At 65.1% G+C, this 23701-nt stretch carries 18 protein-coding genes and 1 riboswitch; of the genes, 9 read left to right on the top strand and 9 right to left on the bottom strand.

Annotation, left to right across the window (positions count from 1 at the left end):
• Positions 1-178: 178 nt before the first annotated feature.
• Together ACCQ04_RS14750 and ACCQ04_RS14745 are read left to right on the top strand one after the other, a co-directional pair.
• A complete protein-coding gene (locus tag ACCQ04_RS14750; RefSeq protein ID WP_024939257.1) occupies positions 179-1540 on the top strand; it encodes an NTP/NDP exchange transporter in 1362 nt (453 codons plus the stop codon).
• A 414-nt stretch (positions 1541-1954) separates the two neighbouring features.
• Entirely contained in the window at positions 1955-2308 is a 354-nt protein-coding gene (locus ACCQ04_RS14745) for a DUF1304 domain-containing protein (protein WP_065032627.1), read from the top strand.
• 244 nt (positions 2309-2552) lie between these two features.
• Here the strand turns inward: ACCQ04_RS14745 and ACCQ04_RS14740 are convergent, their stop codons facing one another.
• The gene (locus ACCQ04_RS14740; RefSeq protein ID WP_024939254.1) at positions 2553-5027 is read right to left on the bottom strand and encodes an acyl-CoA dehydrogenase; all 2475 of its coding nucleotides are present in this window, start codon (positions 5025-5027) and stop codon (positions 2553-2555) included.
• Positions 5024-5947 carry an alpha/beta fold hydrolase gene (locus ACCQ04_RS14735; protein ID WP_226427272.1) on the bottom strand — a complete coding sequence of 308 codons (924 nt, stop codon included), beginning with the start codon at positions 5945-5947 and terminating at the stop codon, positions 5024-5026. The genes ACCQ04_RS14740 and ACCQ04_RS14735 overlap by 4 nt, the downstream gene beginning before the upstream one ends.
• Before the next feature lie 137 nt (positions 5948-6084).
• On the opposite strand from ACCQ04_RS14735, the gene ACCQ04_RS14730 reads away from it, so the two are divergent.
• The gene (locus tag ACCQ04_RS14730; protein WP_016902764.1) at positions 6085-6693 is read left to right on the top strand and encodes a TetR/AcrR family transcriptional regulator; all 609 of its coding nucleotides are present in this window, start codon (positions 6085-6087) and stop codon (positions 6691-6693) included.
• A 100-nt stretch (positions 6694-6793) separates the two neighbouring features.
• On the opposite strand, the gene ACCQ04_RS14725 is transcribed toward ACCQ04_RS14730, so the two are convergent.
• The 3 genes from ACCQ04_RS14725 to hslO all read right to left on the bottom strand — a co-directional run bounded on the left by ACCQ04_RS14725 (position 6794) and on the right by hslO (position 11683).
• Complete coding sequence (locus ACCQ04_RS14725; protein WP_166770612.1) at positions 6794-9565, bottom strand: TonB-dependent receptor; 2772 nt, start codon at positions 9563-9565, stop codon at positions 6794-6796.
• A 240-nt stretch (positions 9566-9805) separates the two neighbouring features.
• On the bottom strand, positions 9806-10639 hold the full coding sequence (locus ACCQ04_RS14720; protein ID WP_024939250.1) for an XOO1806 family protein: 834 nt from the start codon (positions 10637-10639) through the stop codon (positions 9806-9808).
• A 153-nt stretch (positions 10640-10792) separates the two neighbouring features.
• Complete coding sequence (hslO, locus tag ACCQ04_RS14715; RefSeq protein WP_024939249.1) at positions 10793-11683, bottom strand: Hsp33 family molecular chaperone HslO; 891 nt, start codon at positions 11681-11683, stop codon at positions 10793-10795.
• A 74-nt stretch (positions 11684-11757) separates the two neighbouring features.
• On the opposite strand from hslO, the gene mtgA reads away from it, so the two are divergent.
• The 3 genes from mtgA to ACCQ04_RS14700 are packed head-to-tail and all read left to right on the top strand — an operon-like array spanning position 11758 to position 13935.
• Positions 11758-12498, top strand: a complete 741-nt coding sequence (gene mtgA, locus ACCQ04_RS14710) for a monofunctional biosynthetic peptidoglycan transglycosylase (RefSeq protein ID WP_167709324.1) — start codon at positions 11758-11760, stop codon at positions 12496-12498.
• 2 nt (positions 12499-12500) lie between these two features.
• Complete coding sequence (locus ACCQ04_RS14705) at positions 12501-13547, top strand: glycosyltransferase family 2 protein (RefSeq protein ID WP_226427271.1); 1047 nt, start codon at positions 12501-12503, stop codon at positions 13545-13547.
• Positions 13507-13935 carry a CBS domain-containing protein gene (locus ACCQ04_RS14700; RefSeq protein WP_065032624.1) on the top strand — a complete coding sequence of 143 codons (429 nt, stop codon included), beginning with the start codon at positions 13507-13509 and terminating at the stop codon, positions 13933-13935. The genes ACCQ04_RS14705 and ACCQ04_RS14700 overlap by 41 nt, the downstream gene beginning before the upstream one ends.
• 527 nt (positions 13936-14462) lie before the next feature.
• Here the strand turns inward: ACCQ04_RS14700 and ACCQ04_RS14695 are convergent.
• The 4 genes from ACCQ04_RS14695 to ACCQ04_RS14680 all read right to left on the bottom strand — a co-directional run bounded on the left by ACCQ04_RS14695 (position 14463) and on the right by ACCQ04_RS14680 (position 19857).
• Entirely contained in the window at positions 14463-16427 is a 1965-nt protein-coding gene (locus ACCQ04_RS14695; RefSeq protein ID WP_226427270.1) for an AsmA family protein, read from the bottom strand.
• A 49-nt stretch (positions 16428-16476) separates the two neighbouring features.
• Positions 16477-17121 carry a PAQR family membrane homeostasis protein TrhA gene (gene trhA, locus ACCQ04_RS14690; protein ID WP_024939244.1) on the bottom strand — a complete coding sequence of 215 codons (645 nt, stop codon included), beginning with the start codon at positions 17119-17121 and terminating at the stop codon, positions 16477-16479.
• 75 nt (positions 17122-17196) lie between these two features.
• The gene (locus ACCQ04_RS14685) at positions 17197-18801 is read right to left on the bottom strand and encodes a peptide chain release factor 3 (protein WP_046343732.1); all 1605 of its coding nucleotides are present in this window, start codon (positions 18799-18801) and stop codon (positions 17197-17199) included.
• A 135-nt stretch (positions 18802-18936) separates the two neighbouring features.
• Positions 18937-19857 carry a M23 family metallopeptidase gene (locus ACCQ04_RS14680; protein ID WP_226427269.1) on the bottom strand — a complete coding sequence of 307 codons (921 nt, stop codon included), beginning with the start codon at positions 19855-19857 and terminating at the stop codon, positions 18937-18939.
• Positions 19858-19985: 128 nt separating this feature from the next.
• Positions 19986-20106, top strand: a riboswitch (SAM riboswitch).
• Between the two features lie 71 nt (positions 20107-20177).
• On the opposite strand from ACCQ04_RS14680, the gene metX reads away from it, so the two are divergent.
• The 3 genes from metX to ACCQ04_RS14665 are packed head-to-tail and all read left to right on the top strand — an operon-like array spanning position 20178 to position 23508.
• Positions 20178-21209, top strand: a complete 1032-nt coding sequence (gene metX / locus ACCQ04_RS14675) for a homoserine O-succinyltransferase MetX (RefSeq protein ID WP_046343729.1) — start codon at positions 20178-20180, stop codon at positions 21207-21209.
• Complete coding sequence (locus ACCQ04_RS14670; protein WP_039519681.1) at positions 21206-22423, top strand: O-succinylhomoserine (thiol)-lyase; 1218 nt, start codon at positions 21206-21208, stop codon at positions 22421-22423. The genes metX and ACCQ04_RS14670 overlap by 4 nt, the downstream gene beginning before the upstream one ends.
• A complete protein-coding gene (locus ACCQ04_RS14665; RefSeq protein WP_164741773.1) occupies positions 22420-23508 on the top strand; it encodes a homoserine dehydrogenase family protein in 1089 nt (362 codons plus the stop codon). The genes ACCQ04_RS14670 and ACCQ04_RS14665 overlap by 4 nt, the downstream gene beginning before the upstream one ends.
• Positions 23509-23701: the final 193 nt, after the last annotated feature.

The following is a 23701-nucleotide window of genomic DNA, read 5'->3' as shown; positions in this document are numbered from 1 at the left end:
CCCGTGCGGAGACAGCTGCAAGCGGCGTGCCGTCTCCGCAGTCAATCGATTTAGTCGGTGCCGCCCGCTGCTGCTGGTGATGCAGCGCGGCATCGGCTAACTTGCGCGCTTGTTTCGCGGGTGTTGCCGCTGCCATGTCCCTGCTGTCGCGCTCGTCGATGCGAGCGAGCCTTACCCGATGACCAGCCTGTCTTCGCCGCGCTCTGCGGCTGGCCGTCTGAGCGTGGCATTGCGCAGCTCGCCGCCGCTGGCGTGGTCGTTCCTGTATTTCTTCTGCCTGCTCAGCGGCTACTACGTGCTGCGCCCGGTGCGCGAGGCGATGAGTGCGTCGGCGGATGTGGAAGCGATTTTCCCCACCGGCATGATCGCCTTCTTTGCCACGCACGGCATACCGCTCAAGGATTTCACCCTGCAGGTGCTGTTTACCTGCACCTTCCTGATCATGGTGTTGCTGCAGCCGGTCTACGGCGCGCTGGTCAGTCGCTACCCGCGCCGGGTGTTCCTGCCGGCGGTGTATGGCTTCTTCATCGCGACCCTGTTGCTGTTCTACGTATTATTCGACAGCGGCGTGCCTGGGCGCGGCCTGGCGTTCTTCCTGTGGGTGACCGTCTTCAACCTGTTTGCGGTGGCGGTGTTCTGGAGCTTCATGGCCGACGTCTTCAGCAATGCCGAAGCGCGCAGCTACTACGGTTACATCGGTGCGGCCGGCACGCTGGGCGCGTTTCTCGGGCCGATCCTCACCCGCACGCTGGTCGAGCGCATCGGCATCGCGCATCTGATGCTGGTGTCGGCCGGGTTTCTGACCGTGTGCGTGGTGTGCGTGCTGCGTCTACGCCTGTGGGCGGTTGCGCGCGAGCAGGAGCGACAGCTGGGCTCCGGCGAGGTGCCAATGGGCGGCGATGTGCTGGGCGGGCTCAAGCTGATCGTGCGCGAGCCGTTGCTGCGCTGGTTGGCTTTCATGGTGCTGTTCGGCGTGGGCGTCGGCACCTTGCTCTACAACGAGCAGGCAGCGCTGGTACGCCGGCTCTACACGGACGCAGCGGCGGCCACCGCCTATTACGCCAGCATCGACCTGGCGATCAACGCGCTTACCCTGGTGTTGCAGCTGCTGGTGACGCGCGCGCTGCTGTCGCGTTTCGGCATCGCACCGGCGCTGCTGATTCCGGGCGTGGCGATCACGCTGGGCTATGCCGTGCTGACGGCCTCGCCGCTGCCGATGATGCTTGCGATCGTGCAGGTGATCACCCGCTCCAGCGAGTTCGCACTGGCCAAGCCGGCGCGCGAGACCTTGTACACGCGGGTGGATCGGGAATGGCGTTACAAGGCCGGCGCGGCGATCGACACCGTGATCTACCGCGGTGGCGATCTCACCTTCGTCTGGGTGCACAAGCTGGTGTCGGCATTCGGCTCCAGCGCGGTGTTCGGCGTCGGTCTGCTGGTGGCATCGGGCATGACCCTGGGCGCGTTCGGCCTGCTGCGCGAGGCGCGCAAACTGCCCGCAGAGCGCGATGCGGAGACTGGCAATCAGGTCTCCGACTAGGAGCGGTCAACAAATGGCCTGGTTGCAGCGCCCTTGCCCGCCCACCCTCGCGGGACACGCCGCAAGTACGTCCGTGTAGGCTCATACGCGGCATCCATGCCGCATAAGGTCCCGAGACGGTGAGCGAGCAAGGACCGAGATGGTCGGTGTGCACTGGCAAGCAGGGCATGACATGCATTAGCGATGCCGCTGTCTGGACTAGCCGCTTTTGCCTTTGGGAGAGTGTGGCGAGCAGATAGATCAGACCATTGCAGGACACGCCGCCGATGTCCGCAATCGCGACGCTCCGATCATGCATGCAGGTCCTGCACATCCCCCGTCTCTTGCCGGCGCGCCGGGTTCCGTCGCCTGTTCCGAGCAGCAGGGCCGCAATCGCAGCTATGCTGGTCGCCACATCCATCACGTCGATCCGCCATGTCCCTGTTCGCCATCGTTGCCGGCCTGTGCGTCGCTCTGCTGCACGTCTACATTCTGGTCTTGGAGATGGCGTTGTGGACGCGGCCGCTGGGCCTGAAGACCTTCCGCAATACTCCCGAGAAGGCGCAAGCCACACGCGTGCTCGCGGCCAATCAGGGCTTGTACAACGGCTTCCTGGCAGCGGGCCTGTTCTGGGGCGCGTTGCAGGCACGCGCGGATGTGCTGAGCTTCTTTCTGGGCTGTGTCGTCGTGGCAGGCTGCTATGGCGCCTACAGCGTCAACCGCCGCATTTTTTTCGTGCAGGCCTTGCCCGCGCTGATTGCCCTGGCGTTGCTGTGGTTGCCGCGCTGAGGCCGTGTGCTCGCTTCCTGTAGGAGCGGGCCTGCCCGCGATGAGGCGTTACCGGTAGAGCTTCATCGCGGGCAAGCCCGCTCCTACCAGGTGTCCACCGGATTGCAGTTGCTGGGAACTGGTCGAAGACGCTGACGGCAGGCAGCGCAGTTGCGAATGCTCGTCCTCCACCACAGCCAGTCTCCACAAACGACAACGGCGGGCCGAAGCCCGCCGCTGTCTGCTTGTCACCTCGGCCTGAGACCTACGCCGCTTCGCGCGGCTGCTGGGCCTGCGGCTTGTCGTAGTAGCTAGCCGCACGCAGTTCGTGCGGGTCGAAATCGTCCACGGTGATGGTGTCCATCATCATCTCGCGCAACTCTTCCAGCTGCCTGCGCTCGTCGCCGGTGATCACGCCTTCGGCCACGGCTTCGTCCAGCTGCGCGGTGAAATCCAGCGCTTCGATGCCCTTGGTCTTGAGCGCCTTGAGGAACTTGCGCTCCACCGGCTCGGCCAGCACGGCCTTGGCCAGATAGCTGGCGATACGTCCGCCCGGATTGTTGGCGCAGGGGGTCAGAAACACGCCCTGGCCCAGACGGTCGCGCGCTTCGTTCGGCGTCATCAGGATCGATGCCACGCGGTGTCCCAGCCGGTCGCCCGGTGCTTCGGCACGACGGCCCAGCGGGAAGATCAGCACCCACATCAGCCAGCCCACCGGACGGATCGGGAAGTTGCGCAGCGCCGCAGACAGCGCGGTTTCGATCTTGTGCACGCTGTCATGGAACGCCCAGGCCAGCAGCGGCTGATCGGTCGCCGGCGCGCCTTCGTCGTGATAGCGCTTGAGCATCGCGCTGGTCAGGTAGATGTGGCTCAGCACGTCGCCCAGACGTCCGGACAGCGATTCCTTGAACTTGAGCTTGCCGCCGAGCATCAGCATCGACACGTCGGCCATCAGCGCCAGGTTGGCGGAATAACGATCCAGCTTGCGGAAGAAGCGCCGCGTGTACGCATCGCCCGGCGCTGCCCCGATGCGCGCACCGGTCAGCCCGAACCAGAACGAACGCACCGCATTGGAGATGCCGAAGCGGATATGCCCAAACAGACTCTGGTCGAACTCTTCCAGGCCACGACGCGTGTCCGGATCCTGCGCCGCCTGCATTTCCTTCATCACCCACGGATGGCACAGGATTGCGCCCTGCCCGAAGATCAGCAGGCTGCGGGTCATGATGTTGGCGCCTTCCACGGTCACGCCGATCGGTGCCGCCTGCCAGGCACGGCCGGCGAAGTTGCGCGGCCCCAGGATGATGCCCTTGCCGCCGATCACATCCATCATGTCGCTGACCACTTCGCGGCCCATGGTGGTGCAGTGATACTTGGCGATCGCCGACGGCACCGATGGCACATCGCCACGGTCCACCGCCGCAGCGGTGGCCTGCGACAACGCGCTGATGGCATAGGCCTTGCCGCCGATCCGCGCGAGCGCTTCTTCGACGCCCTCGAAGCGTCCGACCGACAGGCCGAACTGCTTGCGAATACGCGCATACGCGCCGGTGACCACGGCGGCATACTTGCTGCCACCGCTGGCCGTGGAGGGCAGGGTGATCGAACGGCCCACCGCCAGGCACTCGTTGAGCATGTTCCAGCCCTTACCGACCATCTCCACGCCGCCGATCAGCTGGCTCAGCGGGATGAACACTTCCTCGCCGTGGATCGGGCCATTCTGGAACGGCGAATTGAGCGGGAAATGGCGACGGCCGATTTCCACGCCGGGGGTCTCGCGCGGCAACAGGGCCAGGGTGATGCCGATGTCCTTCTTGTCGCCGATCAGGCCATCCGGATCGTAGGCGCGGAATGCCAGGCCGATCAGCGAGGCCACCGGCGCCAGGGTGATGTAGCGCTTGTCGAAGGTCAGCTTGACGCCAAGCACGTTGGCGCCATTCCACTCGCCCTTGCAGACGATGCCGTAGTCGGGGATCGAGGTCGCATCGGAACCGGCGAACGGACCGGTCAGGCCGAAACACGGCACTTCTGCGCCGACCGCCAGGCGCGGCAGGTAGTAATCCTTCTGTTCCGGCGTGCCGTAATGCAGCAGCAGCTCGCCCGGCCCGAGCGAGTTGGGCACGCCGACGGTGGAGCTGACCACGCTGGAGATCGAGGACAGCTTCTGGATCACCTTGTGATGCGCCAGCGCACTGAAGCCCAGCCCGCCGTATTGCTTGGGAATGATCATGCCGAAGAACTTGTTCTTCTTGATGTATTCCCACAGCTCCGGCGGCAGGTCGGCGTGGACGTGGGTGATCTCCCAGTCGTTGACCATCCTGCACAGCTCTTCGACCGGGCCATCTAGGAAGGCCTGCTCTTCGGCGCTCAGTTGCGGCTTGGGATAGTTGAGCAGCTTCTGCCAATCCGGGTCGCCGGTGAACAGTTCGCCTTCAAAGCCCACCGAACCCGTTTCCAGCGCGATGCGCTCGGTCTGCGACAGCGGCGGCAGCACCTTGCGGAAGAAGCCCATCAGTGGCGTGGTCAGCAGCGGCTTGCGCAGGAACGGCAACAGCACCGGTGCGGAAACCAGCACCACCAGCACGGCAGCGACGATGGTTGCGGTGAGATTGGCACCCAGCAACCAGCAGGCCACCAGCACACAGGCGCTCAGCGCGACCCAGGTGGCAAGGCGCATGCGGTGATAGGCAGCGATGCCCGCCGCCAGGATGACGAGGAGGAACGGTGCAACGATGCTCATGGTCTTGCTCCAGTGACATGCTCGGTAATGTTGGACGCTGCGATGGTGCCAACCGGGGGCAGTGCGTCCAGATAATGCAACACGGTTGCGGTAAACGTGGTGTTGTCGTCGCCGGCCAGCATGTGCGTGGCATCGGGCAGATGCACGTGCTGCGCATGCGGCGCGATCGACAGGAATTCCTTGATGGTGTCCGGAGTGACCAGGTCGCTGCGACCACCGCTGATCAGCAACATCGGGCAACGCGTCCGCGCGGCGGCGTCCAGCAAGGTCTGTTGTTGTGCGTGCGGATCCTGTCCCGCCAGTTCATCGACCAGCCGCGGATCCCAGTGCCAGTGCCAGCGCCCGTCTGCGCGCTGCCTCAGCAAGGCCTGCAACTGCTCGGCCGTCTTGCGTGGGCGCTGTGGCAAATAGGCGGCAATCGCATCGGCGGCGGCATCCAGCGATGCGAAGCCATCCGGATGTGCGGTCATGAAACGCAGGATGCGCTCCACGCCCGCGGTATCCCAGCGCGGCGTGATGTCGACCAGCACGATCGCGCGAAACAGACCTGGCCAGCGCGCCTCGGCAAGCAGGCCGAACAAGCCGCCCATCGATGCGGCAACCAGCACCGGTGGCTCGGCCTGCTCGCCTGCCAGCACGATCAGGTCATCGGTGAACTGCGTGGCCGAGTAGGGCAGGTCTGCGTCGTTGAAACCGGAATCGCCATGGCCGCGCGCATCGTAGGCCAGCGCCCGGTAGCCAGCTTCGGCCAGTTGGACCGCAGTGCTTTCCCACGCGTGCCGGGTTTGTCCAAAGCCATGTGCCAGCAACACCGTCGGCGTGTGGTCCGCGCCCCGCACCGACACCGCAAGCGATGTCTCGCCAGCGTCAATGCGCATGGTGGACACACGGTGGGCGAGGCTAGGAGAAGAGGTGACCATACCTCATGGTATGGATCTGTCTGGGTCGCTGTCAATACTCCTTGGTATGGACGGTTAAGCCATTGAATCGTGGCAGTTGTGTGTCCTTTTTGTGATGCATACTGCAACTGACTCAAGCGTATGGTTAAATCGCGGCAATGAATGACATCACCGACCCAAGCCTCACCACGCCCCGCGCCACGTCCGGTCGCGGCAACCGCCTCAGCGCGGACGATTGGGCGCAGGCCGCACTGGACCTGATCGCCGAACAAGGGGTGGGTGCCGTCGCGGTGGAGCCACTGGCACGCCGTCTCGGGGTGACCAAGGGCAGCTTCTACTGGCATTTTCCCTCGCGCGATGCCTTGCTGCAGGCAGCCCTGGAACGCTGGGAAATCTTCGAACAGAAGGAAGTATTCGGCAGCCTGGAGGACGTGCCCGACCCCAGCGCACGCCTGCGCGCGCTGTTTCAACTGGTCGCGCACGAAGTCAAGCCGCACGTCATCTACAGCGAACTGCTCAAGGCACTCGATCACCCGGCCGTGCGCCCGGTCATCGACCGCGTCTCGCAGCGCCGTCTCGACTACCTGATCGCCTCGTTCCGCCAGGCCGGCCTGAGCCGCACCGATGCCCAGCACCGCGCCCGGCTGGCCTACGCTGCCTACGTCGGTTTCCTGCAGCTCTCGCTGCAACTGCAGCAACCCAAGCAGGCCCGCGAAGACTTCGAGGCCTATGTCGAGCATGTGATCCAGACCTTGATTCCGGGGTGACCGGCACGCGTTGGATGCCGCGTCCGGTTCCCGGTTTTTAAACTCCAGACGCAACTACGGCCCCATTCGGGGCCGTAGTTGTTTTACGCCGCAGGCTCTATCAGAAGCGCTGGCGGTACTGCATGTACATGTAGCGGCCCGGCAGATCGTATTGCGGATCGAACATGTTGTAGGACGTGCTGTACGCGACCGGCGGATCCTTGTCGAACGCGTTGTTCAGGCCGACCGACACGGTTGCATTCCAAGGCGTGTTGTAACGCACCTGGATGTCGTGATACGTCGTCGCGCCGATGTGGTTACGCGGCGATGCGCCGTCGGCGGTGACGCGATCAGGCTCCGAGCAATACGCCTGGGCCAGCGCTGCAGACAGCGGGCAGACTTCTTCCATGCCGGACTTGTAGCGAATGCCCCAGTTGATGCCGAAATCGCCGAGGGACCAATCGACATAAAGATTGGAACGAATGCGCCAGTACGGATCCTGATTCAGGTAACGGCCCTGGAACTGCTCCAGTTCGGAATCGGCAGTCGCCTTGGTTTCCCAGCTCGACAGGTAGGTCGAATCCCAGCTGATGGTGAACTGGCCGAACGCCGTCTCCGGCAAGCGGTAGTTGATACCCAGATCCCAGCCTTCCACCTTGTACGACGCCAGATTCAACAGCGGCATGTTGATGTTGGTGATGGTGTAGGCGCCATCGGCGTAGGTCGGATCACGCGTGACAAGCGCGCAGTACTGAGCCTGTTCGCCGGCACTGCCGCCGTAGCACTTGTCGAGGATGAACTGTGCTGCCGGACGCGTGATCGCGTTTTCGATCTCGATCTGCCACCAGTCCAAGGTGACATTCAAGCCCTGCGCGAAGCTGGGGCTGAACACCAGGCCCAGGGTGCGGCTGGTCGAGGTTTCCGGCTGCAACTGCTCGTTGGAGGTGTAGGTGAACGGCTCCAGCGTCTGCTTGGCGCCGGTGCCTGCACCGGGCTGCACAAAATTGGCAGGCACGCCGGCTGCGGTGCAGTTCTGTGCCACGACCGGGTTGCTGAGCTGACCAGCCTGGATCGAGCAGGGATCGGCGTAGGTTTCGAACGAGTCGGCGTTACCGGCAAACAGGTTGTTGATGCTGGGCGCGCGGAAGCCTTCGCTGTAGTTGCCGCGGATCATCAAGTCCTGAATGGGCTTCCAGCGGAAGCCGAACTTGTTGTTCACGGTGTCGCCGAAGTTGCTGTAGTCCGAGTAACGCGTCGCGAGGCTGAAGTCCAGCAGCTGGGCGCCCGGCAGATCGGCCAGCACCGGGACCGACAGTTCCAGATAGAACTCGTCCAGGCTGTAGGAGCCTGCAGTCGGGCGTGCGCCGTTGCCGGTGCTGAGGCCCGCCGCAATGAAGGCGTCCGGATCGAACTGGCCGCTTTCCTTGCGGTATTCGTAGCCGGCCGCGAAGGCCAGCGGGCCAGCCGGCAGGTCGACGATGTCGCCGCTGAGATTTGCGGTGTAGCCCTTGGATTCAACCGAGGACGAGTCGTGCGCGGTGAAACCGGTGTAATCCAGCGCCGCCTGGCTGATCGAGCCGCGCGGGCCCAGCGGATTGACCGGGACGCATCCGGGAATCACATCGCCACCGGGTGCGGTGACGCAGACCGGCACGCCGCCACGCAGCTCGGAGGGGCCGTAGGCGTTGTTGAGGTTGGCAAGGTTGAACAGGCCGTAGGTCAGATCGTTCTGATCGGACTTGTCGTAGCGATAGCCCACATCCCAGTCGAAGCTGTGGTCGGCAAATTCGAAGAAACCTTCCAGGCCACCGTAGAAGTGCCAGTTCTTGACGTTCTGATTGAACGAGCGGCCACCGGTTTCGATAAAGCGGCGGTTGACGCTGGTCAGGTTCTGGTCGAAGGGGTTGTAGAGGCTGTCGGCGCTCAAGGTCAGGCCGGTGACCGGCATTGCCGCCAGCAACTGCTCCGACTTGCGCTCGTTGTACATCGCCTCGGTGCGGAACGTCACGTTGTCGGTGAAGTTGAAAGTACCTTGAGCGAACAGCGAGGTGCGTTCCTGCGGGGTCAGCAGGTAGTTGTCCGGCGCGGTGTTGTAACCGTGGACATTGGCCACGTAAGGCGTTTCGACGCCATTGATCAGGATGCGGCGTGCACCGTTGCGCACATACGAACCCGGAAATCCGGTGCCGCTCTGGCCGCTGAAGAACGGAGGACCGCCAGCGGAGATCTGCCGATCGCCCGCCATGACGGACTCTTCCTGCACGTACGAAGCGCCCAGCAGCAGGCTTGCGCGATCGGTGGTGGTGCCGATCGTGAAGTCGTAGGCCTGGCGCTGGCCATCGCCATCGCTGTACTGGCCAACGTTGACGCCTGCCTCGGCACCGTCGAAGTTCTTGCGGGTGATGATATTCACCACGCCGGCAATGGCATCGGAGCCGTAAATCGTCGACGCGCCATCCTTCAGGATGTCGATGCGCTCAACCATCGCAGTCGGAATGGTGTTGAGGTCGACGCTGCCGTCCAGACCCGTGGTCCAGCGGCGGCCGTTGACCAGCACCAGGGTACGTGCGCTGCCGAGGTTGCGCAGCGCGATGCCTGAGCTGCCGTCGCCGCCGTTATTGAAGGTGCGGTTCAGCGCCGCGCCGTTGGCTGCCACGCGCTGCAACACATCGGCAACAGAGGTGACGCCCTGCTTGTCGATGTCCTGACGGGTCAGCGTCAGAACGGGCTGCGACGTTTCAACGTCTGCGCTCTTGATGCGCGAACCGGTCACTTCGATCTTGTCGAGGTTGGTGGTGCCGGCTTCCTGAGCGATGGCGGTACCGGTACCGCCGACGCCCACGACAAGCGCGAGGACGACTGCATCGCGCAGCTTGTTGGACTTGCAATTCATTAGCTCTCTCTCCAAGTGATCTTGGGTACTGCCAAGGGTTGTTTGCCTGTCGGGGGTCCGAAAGAAGCGGATCCAAAACGTCAGGGTGAACCGATGGTATATGCGTTATGCGAGAAATTAAAGTCCCGTTAACGAAAAAGAAGAAAGACGTGAAAGGCTGCCGCAGGCCGGGTGCTGGAACGCAAAACGCCACCGGCTGCAAGCCGGTGGCGCCAGGTAAAATAATTTAAAATCAATTACTTAGAGGTCTTGCTCATACCGAACGTACGGGATCGTGCCGTCGCTGTTGCTCTCGTTGCTCGGCGCAAACGGGTTCTTGCCGCGGGAGATGACGTTCTCTGCGCCGACGGTCAGCTGGCCGCTCCAGGGGGTGCGCCAGGTCAGACCCAGGCCCAGACCTTCCCACTTTTCCGGCTGGCCGGGGACGTCGACGACGCGGCCGATGACGTTGGCGCTGAAGGCACCGTAGCCGCCTCCGACGCTCAGGGTCTTGCTGTCCCACTGGTCGGCGATCGCCGGCGAAACGTCGGCCAGCGGTACCAGGCGCGCGCGCGCATAGGTGCCGCCGATCGAAACGAAGCCTTCGCGGCCGATGTTCTTCTGCCCGAACACGGTCAGGTCGTTCTGTTCGACGCGGGTCAGCGGTGCCTTGCCGGCGCCGATCAACCAGGCCGGCAGGGTATCGCGGCCGGTACCGGCAGTGACGCCGGCGCGTGCGCCGCCACGGTTGAAGCCCAGGGTTGCCGACACGCGGCGCGATGCGGCGGCGCTGTCTTCTTCGTCATCGCCGATGCCTGCGAGCAGGCAGTGGCTGGCGAGTCCGTTGATGTTGGTGCCGCGGCTGCTGTTGCAGATCAAGCCCAGCGAATCGCCGGAGGTCAGGCCGAACGCCGCGTCCAGCGAGTTGCGGCCGAAGTGCCAGCGTGCACCGGCCCTCTGCTCGCCGGTGGGCTCCAGGTACAGAAAGGCTTCGACCTTGCCGCTGCCCTTGTTCCACACCGGCAGGATGGTGCTTTCACGCACCTGCTGGGTCGACTGCGCATGCACACCCGTAGCCGCCGCAAGGGCAACCATCAGAGCAAGCGGAAGGCGCAGTAGGTGTCGCATACCAGAGTTCAGACCCAGCGGCAGTTGTTAAGTTCCCGGAAGCGGGCAGTCGGAATGCTAGGGTGTTTATGATTATTTAACAAGTACTCACGATCCCCGGATCGCACCTGTCAAACCTTTCTACTGCAACCGTTCCGGCGCCTCCTGCAGGGGGCGCGCCTCGCTGAAAAGTACGTCCAGTGCGGTCAACGGAAAGTGATACTCACGCCCACAGAACTCGCAGCGGACCTCGACCTCGCCGGTTGCCTCGGCAGCGGCGCGGGCCTCGTCTTCGCCCAGAGACTGCAGCATCGAGGCGACCCGCTCGCGCGAGCAGGAGCAGCCGAAGCTGAGCGGCTTGCTGCCCAGCAATTGGGTGTCTTCCTCGTGGAACAACCGGTGCAGCAGGTCCTCGCTGGCGACCGAGAGCAATTCCGGTGCGCCGAGAGTGTCGAACAGCGCGCCGATGCGGGTCCAGCCATCGGTGTCGCCCTCGTCGCCGGGCAGCTTTTGCAGCAACAAGCCAGCGGCCTGATCCGGGCCGGCGGCCAGCAGCAGGCGGGTCGGCAGTTGCTCGGACTGCTGGAAATAAGTTTCGAACGCTTCGGCCAGATCCGGCGCCTGCATGCCGACCAAGCTCTGGTAGCGCTGCGGTTCGCGCGGGTCCAGGCCGGGATTCTCGATGGTGATGGCCAGCAGCGCGGCCTCGCCCAGTTCGCGCAGGTCGGCGGGCGCATCGGCGCCGTCGGCCAGCTGCACGATGCCGCGCAAGGTGCCGGCCGCGGTGCATTCGGCGAACAGGGTGCGCAGCGTCTGGTTGCCGCGCAGCTGCACCGACAGACGCCCGTCGACCTTGGTGTGGCCGGTGAACAGGGCGGCGGCCACCGCCGCCTCGCCGAGCAACTGGCGTGCGGCGGGCGGGTAGTCGGCGGCCCCCTGGATGTCGTGCCAGGCCTGGGTCAGGCGGACATGGACGCCGCGCACGCCGGCAGCAGGCAGCAGGAAACGGGAAAGCTGATCGTGATCGGTCATGGGAACATCGGACGTAAGGGACGCCGGTTGCCGGATAATGCAACGAGCATCGGGATGAAAGGTCGTAGCGAACAATGGGGACGGATGCATTGGATGGCAAGCAGGTGGCGCCACCGCGGCGCGCGGGTCGCTGGCTGCGTTGGCTGTTGGCAGCGCCGCTGCTGTTTGCCGCCGCGAGCGTGCTGCAGGTGCTGGTGCTGCGGGTGGTCGATCCGCCGATCAGCAGCATGATGGTCGGGCGCTATCTGGAAGCCTGGGGCGAGGGCGATTGGGATTTTTCGCTGCACCAGCAATGGCGCGACTACGATGGGATCGCCGCCAGCCTGCCGATTTCGGTGGTGGCTGCGGAGGATCAGCAGTTTCCGGTGCATCACGGCTTCGACCTGCAGGCGATCGAAAAGGCGCGCGATCACAATGCGCGCGGTGGGCGCGTGCGCGGGGCCAGCACGATCAGTCAGCAGGTCGCCAAGAACGTGTTCCTGTGGCAGGGCCGCAGTTGGGTACGCAAGGGCTTGGAGGCCTGGTACACGGTGCTGATCGAGTTGCTGTGGCCGAAGCAGCGCATTCTGGAGATGTATCTCAACGTGGCCGAGTTCGGTGACGGGGTGTATGGCGCGCAGGCCGCTGCCCGGCAGTTCTGGGGGAAGGATGCGGCCGGGTTGTCACCGACCGAGTCGGCGCGCCTGGCGGCGGTGCTGCCCTCGCCACGCCGTTATGACGCGCGTCGGCCCGGCGCCTATGTGCAACGGCGGACGGCATGGATCCAGCGGCAGGCGCGCCAGCTGGGTGGCCCTGCGTATCTGCAGGCGCCGTGAGCATGCGCACGTCCGGACCCGTGCAGCTGCCGGTGGCAGGAGACCGCCTGACGGTGGTGATTGCAGCCTATAACGAGGAGACCAGCATTCCACAGCTGCACCCGCGCCTGTGCGCAGTGCTGGCGGGCCTGAGTGGGGTGCAGACGCATGTGCTGTATGTCGACGATGGTAGCAGCGATGGCACCTGGAGCGTGTTGCAGGCACTTGCCGATGCCGATGCGCAGGTGAGTGCGGTGCGGCTGTCGCGTAACTTCGGCAAGGAGGTCGCGATTTCTGCAGGCCTGGACCATGTGCTGCCCGGTGCGGTGGTGCTGCTCGATGCCGATGGACAGGACCCGCCGGAGTTGATCCCCGAGTTCGTTGCGCTGTGGCGCGCCGGTTACGACAACATCTTCGGCACGCGGATTTTTCGCGAGGGCGAGAGCTGGCTGAAGCGCAGTGCGGCGCATGCGTTCTACCGGGTGATCCGGCAGTTGTCGCGCACGCCGATTCCGGCCGACACGGGGGATTTCAGGCTGTTGTCGCCGCGGGTGGTAGAAGCCTTGCAGCAGCTGCGCGAGCGCCACCGTTTCATGAAGGGGCTGTTCGGTTGGGTCGGGTTTCGCCAGGTGGCATTGCCGTACCGGCGTGCGCCACGGCTGTCGGGACGCAGCAAATTCACCGTGTGGCGGCTGTGGAACTTCGCGCTGGATGGCATCACCAGCTTTTCCACCGTGCCGCTGCGCGTGGCGACCTATCTGGGCTTGCTCACCGCGCTGGTGGCATTCCTGTTCGGTGGCTGGGTGGTGATCAAGGCGGCGCTGATGGGCGACCCGGTGGCCGGCTGGCCGACCATGATGTCGGTGATCCTGTTCCTGGGCGGCATCCAGCTGATCGCCCTGGGCCTGATCGGTGAATACCTGGGCCGCTTGTACGACGAGGCCAAGCAGCGTCCGCTGTATCTGGTCGATACCCACCGCGGCGCGGTGGGAGTAGGCTGCGACCACCAGATCAAGCGCGGAGCGGGCCATGCAGACCGTACGACAGCTATTGGGGACCAAACAGGTTGAGGTATTCGCGGTAGCGGCAGACGCTGCAGTGATCGAGGCGATCCGCCTGATGGCCGACAAAGGCATCGGCGCGGTGTTGGTGATGGACGGGCCACGCCTGGTCGGCATCGTGTCCGAGCGCGATTACGCGCGCAAGGTGGTGCTGCGCGATCGCGCCTCATCGACCACCAGCGTTGCCGACATCATGAGTACTCAGGTGGTGACAGTGTCGCCGTCGGACACGGTGGAGCGCTGCATGCAGTTGATGACCGATGGACGCTTCCGGCATCTGCCGGTGGTCGACAACGGCCGCGTGCAGGGCGTGATTTCCATCGGCGATCTGGTCAAGGCGGTGATCGAAAACCAGCAGCGCGATATCGATCAGTTGCAGCGTTACATCGCCAGCTAGGGCCGTCCCGGCGACGTTCCCTGCGTCTTGTCCTGAACGCTGTTGATCGACATAGCTCGAGAAGTGTGGCGAGCAGATAGATCAGCTTTGGAGCGTTCGATCTGCGGCCTGGTCGCAAGGGTCAGTTGAGATGGTCGGGGTGCATCGCTCTCGATAAAACAGTCAGCAAACTCTCTGGTGCGGTGTCCTCGACGCTGTGAGTTTGCTGCAAGGCCCTTGCCCGCCCACCATCGCAGGACACGCCGCAAGTACGTCCTTGTAGGCTCTTACGCGGCATCCATGCCGCGTAAGGTCCCGCGACGGTGGGCGGGCAAGGACCCGTCGAGAAGGTCGGTCTGCATGGTGCAAGCAGTGCAGGCCGCGCAGTCGTTCGAGGACTGTGGTTTGATCAGTTCCTTTCGATCCTGGCCATTACTGCAGTTTTGGGGTCACTGCATCCGTCAATGCACTTGCGTGTGATCGACACCTTGCCAACATCGCTACAGCGCTGGACAGGTCTGCTGGCGGCCCAAAGTGCTGTAGTGCACTTACTTTGCAAACTTGCCGCCGCAGTCGCTGTCCTTGCCGGGGCCCGGTTCGAAGGTTGCGAGCAAGGCGGCGGGTGGAGCGATCATGCCCAGGCCGACCGCAAGCGCGCCGCGCAGACCCAATGCCTTGAAGTCCGGACGGAAGGTCGGGTCCTTGAAGCTGCCGCCAATCCGCAATGGCGAGCGCAGGCTCAGGATGCTGCGGTCTTTCGGGCGTGGGCGCAGCAGCAGGTCCAGCGTTTCGTCCTTCAAGCTGATGCTGCCTTCGCCAATGATGATGGTGTCGGTGCTGTCGAAGGCCAGCGCACGCGATTGCATCAGGCCGTCCTGTACGCCGAAGTCGCCGAAGATGCAGCGCACCGGAATCTGGCGGTCCTTGGTGACCAGATACTTGAGCGACTCGGCGATATCCAGCCCGGCCAGCTCCATGATCAGATTGCCGACATGGCCGCGGCCCATGCCCACGCCGATCGTGCCGTCGGCGGTACCGAGCATCGCGCCGATCGAGTTGCCGCGTCCACGCAAATCGAATTCGCCACCGATGGCACCCGAGGCCTGCTTGGCGAGGGCGGTATCGGGGAAGAGTTGATCCAGCCGGATGCCGCGAAGACCTGCCTTGAGGTGCGTGGTGATCACCTCGTTGCGCGCATCCATGCGGATGATGGAGCGGATATCGCCACCGGCAACGCCGAAGTTCAGCGGGTCCAGCTGCAGCAAGCCGTCCTTCAATGTCAGCGAGGCATCCATGTCGTCCAGCGGCCACGATGGCGCATTGATGCGCTGCGCGCGCCAGCGTACCTGCGCATCCATCGCGCGTAGCTTCGACAAGTCGTACGGGGTGCTGGGGAGCACGCGTGCACTGGCCGCGAGCTGTGCCGCCTGTTTTTTCTGTTCGGCATTTGCCGACTCGTCCGCGCCGGTCTTCGGTGGTGCGCCGACGAAGCCCGCCAGGTCGTCGAAGTCCAGGCGTTTGGACGCCAGATCGGCACGCAGGAACGGACGCTTGTTGCGCAGGTCCACTTCTGCAGTGCCCGACAGATCGCTGTCGCCGGCGGTACCGGTGAACTTTTCGTAGCGCCAGAGCTGGCCGTTGCGGCGCAAATGACCGTCTAGCTTGTATGGCGGCGTCGACGGCATGGCCACGCCGGTCAGCGGATACAGGTCCTGCATGTCCTGGCCGCTGAGCGCCATTTGCAGATCGAAGACCTGGAACTGGAACGGGTTGGTCAAGGTGCCGCGCACGTGGGTGCGGGTGGCGCCGGCGCTGCCGCGCAGATCGATGCGGAATGGGTGCTCGCTCTGGCTCAGTTCCAGCGGCGAGGCAGTATTGCCCTTGAGCGTAAAGGGATAGCCCTTCCAGCGGCCCTTGCCGTCGATGCCGATCGGCGCTGCACGTTGGTCGCTGCTCGGTGGTGCGAGGCTGTTGATCGCTACATCCACGTTCGAGCGATTGGCTGCATCGATGTACTGCAGGCGCCCGTTGTTCACCAGCAGGCGGCCAAGGCGCGGCATGGTGCCATCGCCACTGTCCTGATCGAATACCCAGTTGCCGGGATGGGTGTCGTCGCCGGCTTCCAGCAAGAGGGTTGGGTGATCCAGGCGGATTTCCGGTAGACGCACCTTGCCGCGCAGCAGTGGCCACAACTCGACATCGATCTCGGCCGAGTTGAGCTCGGCCATCGGCCCGCGCTTGGACCATGCTGCGTTGGCCAGGCTCAGCCGATTGCCGCGCACGGTGGTCGTGCGGCCCAGCTTCACGTCAAGATAGCCGAGATGGAACTGGCGACCGGTCTTGGCGCTGACCACGCGCTCGACCGGACCGCGCAGCCAGTTCCACTGGAACAGCAGCACGAAGATCGCCACGGCGGCAGCGACGATGGCAAGCCCGACCAGCCAGCGTCGACGACGTGGGGTGGGGGGCGATGGTGTAGCTGAGGTGTCGGTCACGTTGTTCACGCGGGCCATGGTTGGCGATGCCTCGTGCACGGCGCGCGAACGCACCGCAGATCGCGTCTCACATCACCTGCGCAATCACCGCAACGAAGTGACAGGCACTGCCGGCCAGTACGAACAGGTGCCAGATCGCGTGGAAATAGCGCTGGGTGTCGCGTTGGTAGAAATACGTGCCAAGGGTATAGAAGAGTCCGCCGGCCAGCAGCCAGCACAGAGACCAGGTATCGACCGAGCGCAGCAAGGGCTGGATCGCCACCACGATCAGCCAGCCCATCGCCAGATACAGCACCGTCGACAGCAGGCGGAAACGACCGGTGAAGAACAGCTTGAAGACCACTCCGGCGGCGGCGATCGTCCAGATCGCGGCGAACAATCCCCAGCCCCAGGAGTCGCGCAGATTGATCAGCGTAAACGGGGTGTAGGTACCGGCGATCAACAGATAGATCGCGCAGTGATCTAGCACCTGCAGGCGCGCCTTGGCGCCCGGGTGCGGGATGGCATGAAACAGCGTGGAGGCGACGTATAGCAACACCAGGGTGGCGCTGAACACGATCGAGGTGGCCAGTTGCCAGCCGTCGCCATAGACGGCGGCCAGCGTGATCAGCACCGAGCCACCGGCCAGTGCGGCAATGGCACCCAGGCCGTGGGTCACGGCGCTGGCTATCTCGTCGCGCAGGTCGGTCGAGGGGGAGGCGTCTGCGTTCATGCCAAAAAGGTACCGCAATTGCGAGCAATTCGCATCGCCGGCAAGTGCGGTCGCAGGTGCCGTTTCAAGCCGCGGTCAATCGATCGCCTTGGCATGCGCGTGTTCGCGCGTGGCAGAGAAGCGCACGTCCGGCGCACGTTCCTGCGCCAGCTGCAGATTCACACGCGTCGGTGCGAGATACACCAGCTGGCCGGCCGCGTCGATGCCCAGGTTGCCAGCGTTTTTCTCGCGGAACTCCTCCAGCTTCCTGGCGTTGTCGCAATGTACCCAGCGTGCGGTGGTGACGCTGACCGGCTCGAAGATCGCATCCACGCCGTATTCGTCCTTGAGCCGGTAGGCCACCACGTCGAACTGCAGCACGCCTACCGCGCCGAGGATCAGATCGTTGCTCATCAACGGCCGGAAGAACTGCGTGGCGCCTTCCTCGGACAGCTGCGCCAGGCCCTTTTGCAGTTGCTTGAGCTTGAGCGGGTCGCGCAGGCGTGCACGCCGGAAAAGCTCAGGTGCGAAGTTGGGAATGCCGGTGAACGACAGCGATTCGCCTTCGGTGAAGGTGTCGCCGATGGAGATGGTGCCGTGGTTGTGGATACCGATCACGTCGCCCGGCCAGGCTTCGGCGGCGATTTCGCGGTCGGAGGCCATGAAGGTCAGCGCGTTGGCCAGCTTGACGTCCTTGCCGCTGCGCACATGCAGGGCCTTCATGCCGGCGGTGAACTTGCCCGAGCACACGCGCATGAAGGCCACGCGGTCGCGATGCTGCGGGTCCATGTTGGCCTGGATCTTGAAGACGAAGCCGCTGAGCTTGGCTTCGGTCGCCTCGACCCGGCGGCCGGTGGTGTCGCGCGCCTGCGGCGGCGGTGCGTGTTCGACGAAGAAATCCAGCAGCGGTTGCACGCCGAAGTTGTTGACGCCCGAGCCGAAGAACACCGGGGTCTGCTGGCCGGCGCGATAGGCGTCCAGATCGAATGGATTGCTGGCACCCTGCACCAGTTCCAGCTCGTCGCGCAGCTCGGCCAGCATCTGCGCGCCGATCTTTTCGGCAAGGCCGGGCGCATCCAGCGACGGGAAGATGGTCGAATCCTGGCGGGTGAAGTTGCGGCCCTGTTCGTACAGGTGCACCTCGCCGGTGATCAGGTGCACCACGCCCTTCAGGCGCTGGCCCATGCCGATCGGCCAAGTCACCGGCGCGCACTGGATGCCGAGCACGGTCTCGACTTCATCCAGCAGATCGATCGGGTTCTTGCCCTCGCGATCGAGCTTGTTGATGAAGGTCATGATGGGGGTGTCGCGCAGGCGGCAGACCTCCATCAGCTTGATGGTGCGTTCTTCCACGCCCTTGGCGACGTCGATGACCATCAGCGCCGAGTCCACCGCGGTCAGCACCCGATAGGTGTCCTCGCCGAAGTCAGCGTGGCCGGGGGTGTCGAGCAGGTTGACGATCTTGCCCTCGTACGGGAACTGCATCACCGAGGAGGTGACCGAGATGCCGCGTTCCTTTTCCAGCGCCATCCAGTCCGAGGTGGCGTGACGGGCGGCCTTGCGGCCCTTCACCGAGCCTGCCATCTGGATCGCACCGCCGAACAGCAGCAGCTTTTCGGTCAGCGTGGTCTTGCCCGCATCGGGGTGGGAAATGATGGCGAAGGTGCGGCGGCGCGCGGCTTCGTTGGAGACGTCGGACATGGGCTGAGCGCGCCCGGTCGGACGCCTGCGGAAACTGAGGAAGCCGGAGATTATAGCGGCTTCGCCGCAGCCGGCCTCTGTAGCGCCGGTCAGGGGCTCTCCGGGCCGCAGGTTGGCGCTCCCGGGCGCCGCCACTCACGGTGCCGGCGAGGGGAACTGCAACTCGCCCTGCGGGCCCAGCATCCGGAATGGCAACGAGATCAGGCGCATGCCCGCGTTGCGCTGGAGCGAAAAATGCAGGTGCGGGGCCGTGCTGAAGCCGGTACTGCCCGAGGTGCCCAGGCGCTCGCCGGTGCGCACCACCTGGCCTGGGCGTACCGCCACGCCATCGGGCGCCAGGTGGGCATAGATGGCCATGCTGCCGTCGGCGTGCAGCACCCGCACCAGGTTGCCGGCGCCGGCGGCCTGGTCATGCGGACCGCCTTCGCTCACATCGCGCCGCACCTCCATGACCGTGCCCGCGCGCGCCGTCAGCACCGGCGTGCCCTGCGGCAGCGCGAAGTCCACCGCGTACCAGTTGGGCGCATCGGTATGGCTGAAGGCCCCGCCAAAGCCCTGGTCCACTTGGACCGGCGCATCGCGGAACGGGAGCTGGTAGCGCACTTGCTGCTGCGGGCGGGCCTGCGGATCGCCGGGCACCAGGTCGAGCTTGAGTCCAAGCCCACCCAGGCTGCGCTGGTTACTGACCGGATACAGCCGGGCGAGCAGGCGTCGCTCGTGCGCAGCCAGTTGCACCGTCAACGGCAACTGCGGCACGGCGCGGTAATCCTCGCTGGGCGGTGCGCTCAGCTGCACCTGTGCGGGCCCGGCCAGCGGGTTGCTGACCCAGGCCAGGTAGGCCGGCGCCTGCCATTCCAGTTGCAATGAGGGGCCGGTGCCGGGCGATGCGGGCGCCGTCCGTGCCGCTGCGACTGATGGCGAGCTCGCAGCCGTGTTTGCGGCACCGGGCCAATGCCAGCGTTGCTGCGCGTCGGCGGGTGCGGCATACGCCAGAAACGCGATGAAGCACTGCCGGGCGAGGGCGGGCAGGGCGCTGCGAGACACGTGGTCGGGCACGCGATCGGCTCGAACGAAGGAGCCTCAAGTATGCGGTCCATCACAGGCCGCAGTGGTATCGGATGAAAATATATCTTTCCATCCGCATGAAGAGATTGACACCACAAAAAAGTGATGGCATCTTGGCTTCACCATCGAGACCGGCGGAGGGACAGGCCCTTTGATGCCGGGGCAGCCAGCGGAGCGCGCAAGCGCCCGCGTTTGGTGCCAAATCCTGCGGGGACCTCCGCGTCCGCCGAAAGATGGTTCGAATCGTGCCTTGCGCACGTCGAACGCGAGCTCCCGCGAAGCTCGATGGCCGATCCACCCCGGATATCGCCATGAGCCTCGTGAATACAGCATCGCCATCACCGACCGATTACGCCGAGACACCCGCCACCACCGATGACGGCTTGATTGCCGTACGCGGCGAGCGTGTCATTGCCCTGCCGATGCGCCATGCCGGCATGCGCGAGCTGCGGCTGCGCTATGAACTGATCGGCGCCGCCAATGCGCCGGTGGTGTTCGTGGCCGGCGGGATTTCCGCGCATCGTCATCTGGCCGCCAGCGACCTGTTCCCCGAGAAGGGTTGGGTGGATGGCCTGGTGGGTGCCGGCCGCGCGCTGGATCCGGCATCGCGCCGCCTGCTGGCGTTCGACTTTCTCGGTGCCGACGGCACGCTGGATGCGCCGATCGATACCGCCGACCAGGCCGATGCGATCGCCGCCCTGCTGGATGCGCTGGGTATCGCGCGTTTGCACGGCTTTGTCGGCTATTCGTACGGTGCGCTGGTCGGCTTGCAGTTCGCGACCCGCCATGCCGCTCGTGTCGGTACCTTGGTTGCGGTCAGTGGCGCGCATCGCGCCCATCCCTACGCCGCCGCCTGGCGTGCATTGCAGCGCCGCGCGGTGGCGCTGGGCCAGCTGCAATGTGCCGAAAACCATGGGCTGGCGCTGGCACGGCAGTTCGCCATGCTCAGCTACCGCACCCCGGAAGAATTCAGCGAGCGCTTCGACGCGCCGCCGGAAGTGATCAATGGCCGCGTGCGCGTGGCCGCCGAAGACTATCTGGATGCCGCCGGCGCGCAGTACGTCGCGCGCACGCCGGTGACCGCCTACTTGCGGCTGTCCGAATCCATCGACCTGCACCGCATCGACCCGGCGCAGGTACGCGTGCCCACCGTCGTCGTTGCGGTGGAGGGCGACCGCCTGGTGCCGCTGGCCGACCTGGTCAGCCTGGTCGAAGGGTTGGGGCCGCGCGGCAGTCTGCGCGTGCTGCGCTCGCCGTATGGCCACGACGCCTTCCTGAAAGAAATCGATCGCATCGACGCGATCCTCGCCACTGCCCTTCGCATCACCGGAGAAACCGCATGAGCTTTCGTGACCCCGCCGACGCCCCCTGTACCGCCGCCACCGCCGCCGTCCGCGCCGGTATCGATCGCGACACTGCCTATGGTGCGGTGACGCCGCCGATCGTGCTGTCGTCGAACTTCTCCTTCGATGGTTTCGGCAACAAGCGCCAGTACGACTACACCCGCAGCGGCAACCCGACCCGCGATCTGCTCGGCGAAGCACTGGCCGAGCTGGAAGGCGGTGCGGGCGGGGTGATCACCTCCACCGGCATGGGCGCGATCAATCTGGTGCTCAATGCGTTGCTGCAGCCGGGCGATACCCTGGTGGTGCCGCACGATGCCTACGGCGGCAGCTGGCGCCTGTTTAACGCGCTGGCCAAGAAGGGCCACTTCGCGTTGATCACCGCCGACCTCACCGACCCGCGTTCGCTGGCCGATGCTTTGGCGCAGTCGCCCAAGCTGGTGCTGATCGAAACCCCGTCCAACCCGCTGTTGCGCATCACCGATCTGCGCTTCGTCATCGAGGCGGCGAAGAAGGCTGGCGCGTTGACCGTGGTGGACAACACCTTCCTGTCGCCGGCGCTGCAGAAGCCGCTGGAGTTCGGGGCGGACCTGGTGCTGCACTCCACCACCAAGTACATCAACGGCCACAGCGATGTGGTGGGCGGTGCGGTGGTCGCGCGCGATGCCGAACTGCACCAGCAGCTGGTGTGGTGGGCCAATGCGCTGGGGCTGACCGGTTCGCCGTTCGATGCCTTCCTCACCTTGCGCGGTCTGCGCACGCTGGATGCGCGCCTGCGCGTGCATCAGGAAAACGCAGACGCCATCGCCGAGCTGCTGGACGGGCATGCGGTGGTCAACCAGGTGTATTTTCCCGGCCTGGCGTCGCACCCGGGTCATGCACTGGCTGCGCGCCAGCAGAAGGGCTTTGGCGCGATGATGAGTTTCGAGCTCGACGGTGGCGAGGCTGCGGTGCGCGCGTTTGTCGATGGTCTGCGTTATTTCACCCTGGCCGAGTCGCTGGGCGGTGTGGAAAGCCTGATCGCGCATCCGGCCTCGATGACGCATGCGGCGATGACCGCCGAAGCCCGCGCTGCCGCCGGGATTTCCGATGGCCTGCTGCGGCTGTCGATCGGCATCGAGTCTGCAGAAGACCTGTTGATCGACCTGCGCGCCGGCCTGGCGCGTGCCGAAGCGACGCTGACCAGCGCAAGCCGCAAACAGGTCGACGCGTGAGCACTGTGCTGCCTGTTTCGCGCCGCGCTTCGGCGGCAGCGGTGACGCCGACACCACGGCTGGCCTTGCTGGGAACCGGGACGGTGGGGCGCGCGTTCGTGGCGCGCTACACTGCGCTGCAGGAGCGCCAGCTGCAGTTGCCGCGCTTTGACTGGTTGGCCAACTCGCGTATTGCCCACGATTGCGGCACCAGCGCCGCACAGGCCTTGCAACAGGCCAATGCCGCGCCGCGTGGGCAGGCCGTGCTGCAACCCTGGGCGGAAACCACCGCCTTGCGTGCCGGCGATGTGCTGGTGGATGCGACCGCCAGCGAGGTCGTTGCCGACTGGCATGCGGAATGGCTGCTGCGTGGCGTACACGTGGTCACTGCCAACAAATTGGGCCAGGGCACTGCGTTGTCGCGCGCACAGGCCTTGCACGCGGCGCGTCACGCCAGCGGTGCGCACTACGGCGATAGCGCCACCGTGGGGGCGGGGCTGCCGGTGCTGAGCAGCGTGCGCGCACTGGTGGCGGGTGGCGACCATATCCACTCGATCGAAGGGGTGTTGTCCGGATCGCTGGCATGGCTGTTTCATCGCTACGACGGTACCGGCGCATTTTCCGATTGCGTGCGTGAGGCGATGGCGGCCGGCTATACCGAGCCGGATCCGCGCATCGATCTGTCGGGCGAGGACGTGCGGCGCAAGTTGCTGATCCTGGCGCGCGCGGCGGGCTGGCAGCTGGAAGCCGAACAGGTGCATGTGGAATCGCTGGTGCCCGCAAGCATTGCGCGGTTGCCGCTCGATGCCTTGGATGCACAACTGGGCGCGCTGGATGCGGTGGTCGGCGCGCGCTGGCAGCAGGCACGTGCCGCGGGGCGTTGCCTGCGCTTCGTCGGCCGTGTGGACGCACATGGTGCCAGCGTCGGCTTGCGCGAGTTGGCGCTGGATCACCCGCTGGCCGGCGGCGCCGGCACCGATAACCGTGTCGCCATCAGCAGCGATCGCTATCGCCAGCAGCCATTGCTGATCCAGGGGCCGGGCGCGGGTGCCGAGGTCACGGCGGCGGCGTTGCTGGATGATGTATTGCGGATTGTGGCTGGGTAGCCGGTTAAGGACATGGAGAGGCGCCGGCGCTCTTTGAGCGCGGCTGTGGGGCGCGCGCTGTCGATTGGATCGCCACGCGTGTTGATGGCCTGCCGACTGCTCTGCACCTTGCAAACGGCTCAGCTGCAGCTCGCCCTTGCGCAAGCTGCAGCTTCCGAGGATGCGTTGGTCATGCCAATCGCACCGCCGCTGG

It is taken from the genome of Xanthomonas sp. NCPPB 2866 (genome assembly GCF_041475745.2).
GTDB lineage: Bacteria > Pseudomonadota > Gammaproteobacteria > Xanthomonadales > Xanthomonadaceae > Xanthomonas > Xanthomonas arboricola.
The sequence above is the reverse complement of the archived record's forward strand: the minus strand, read 5'-3'. Positions and strand labels throughout refer to the sequence as shown.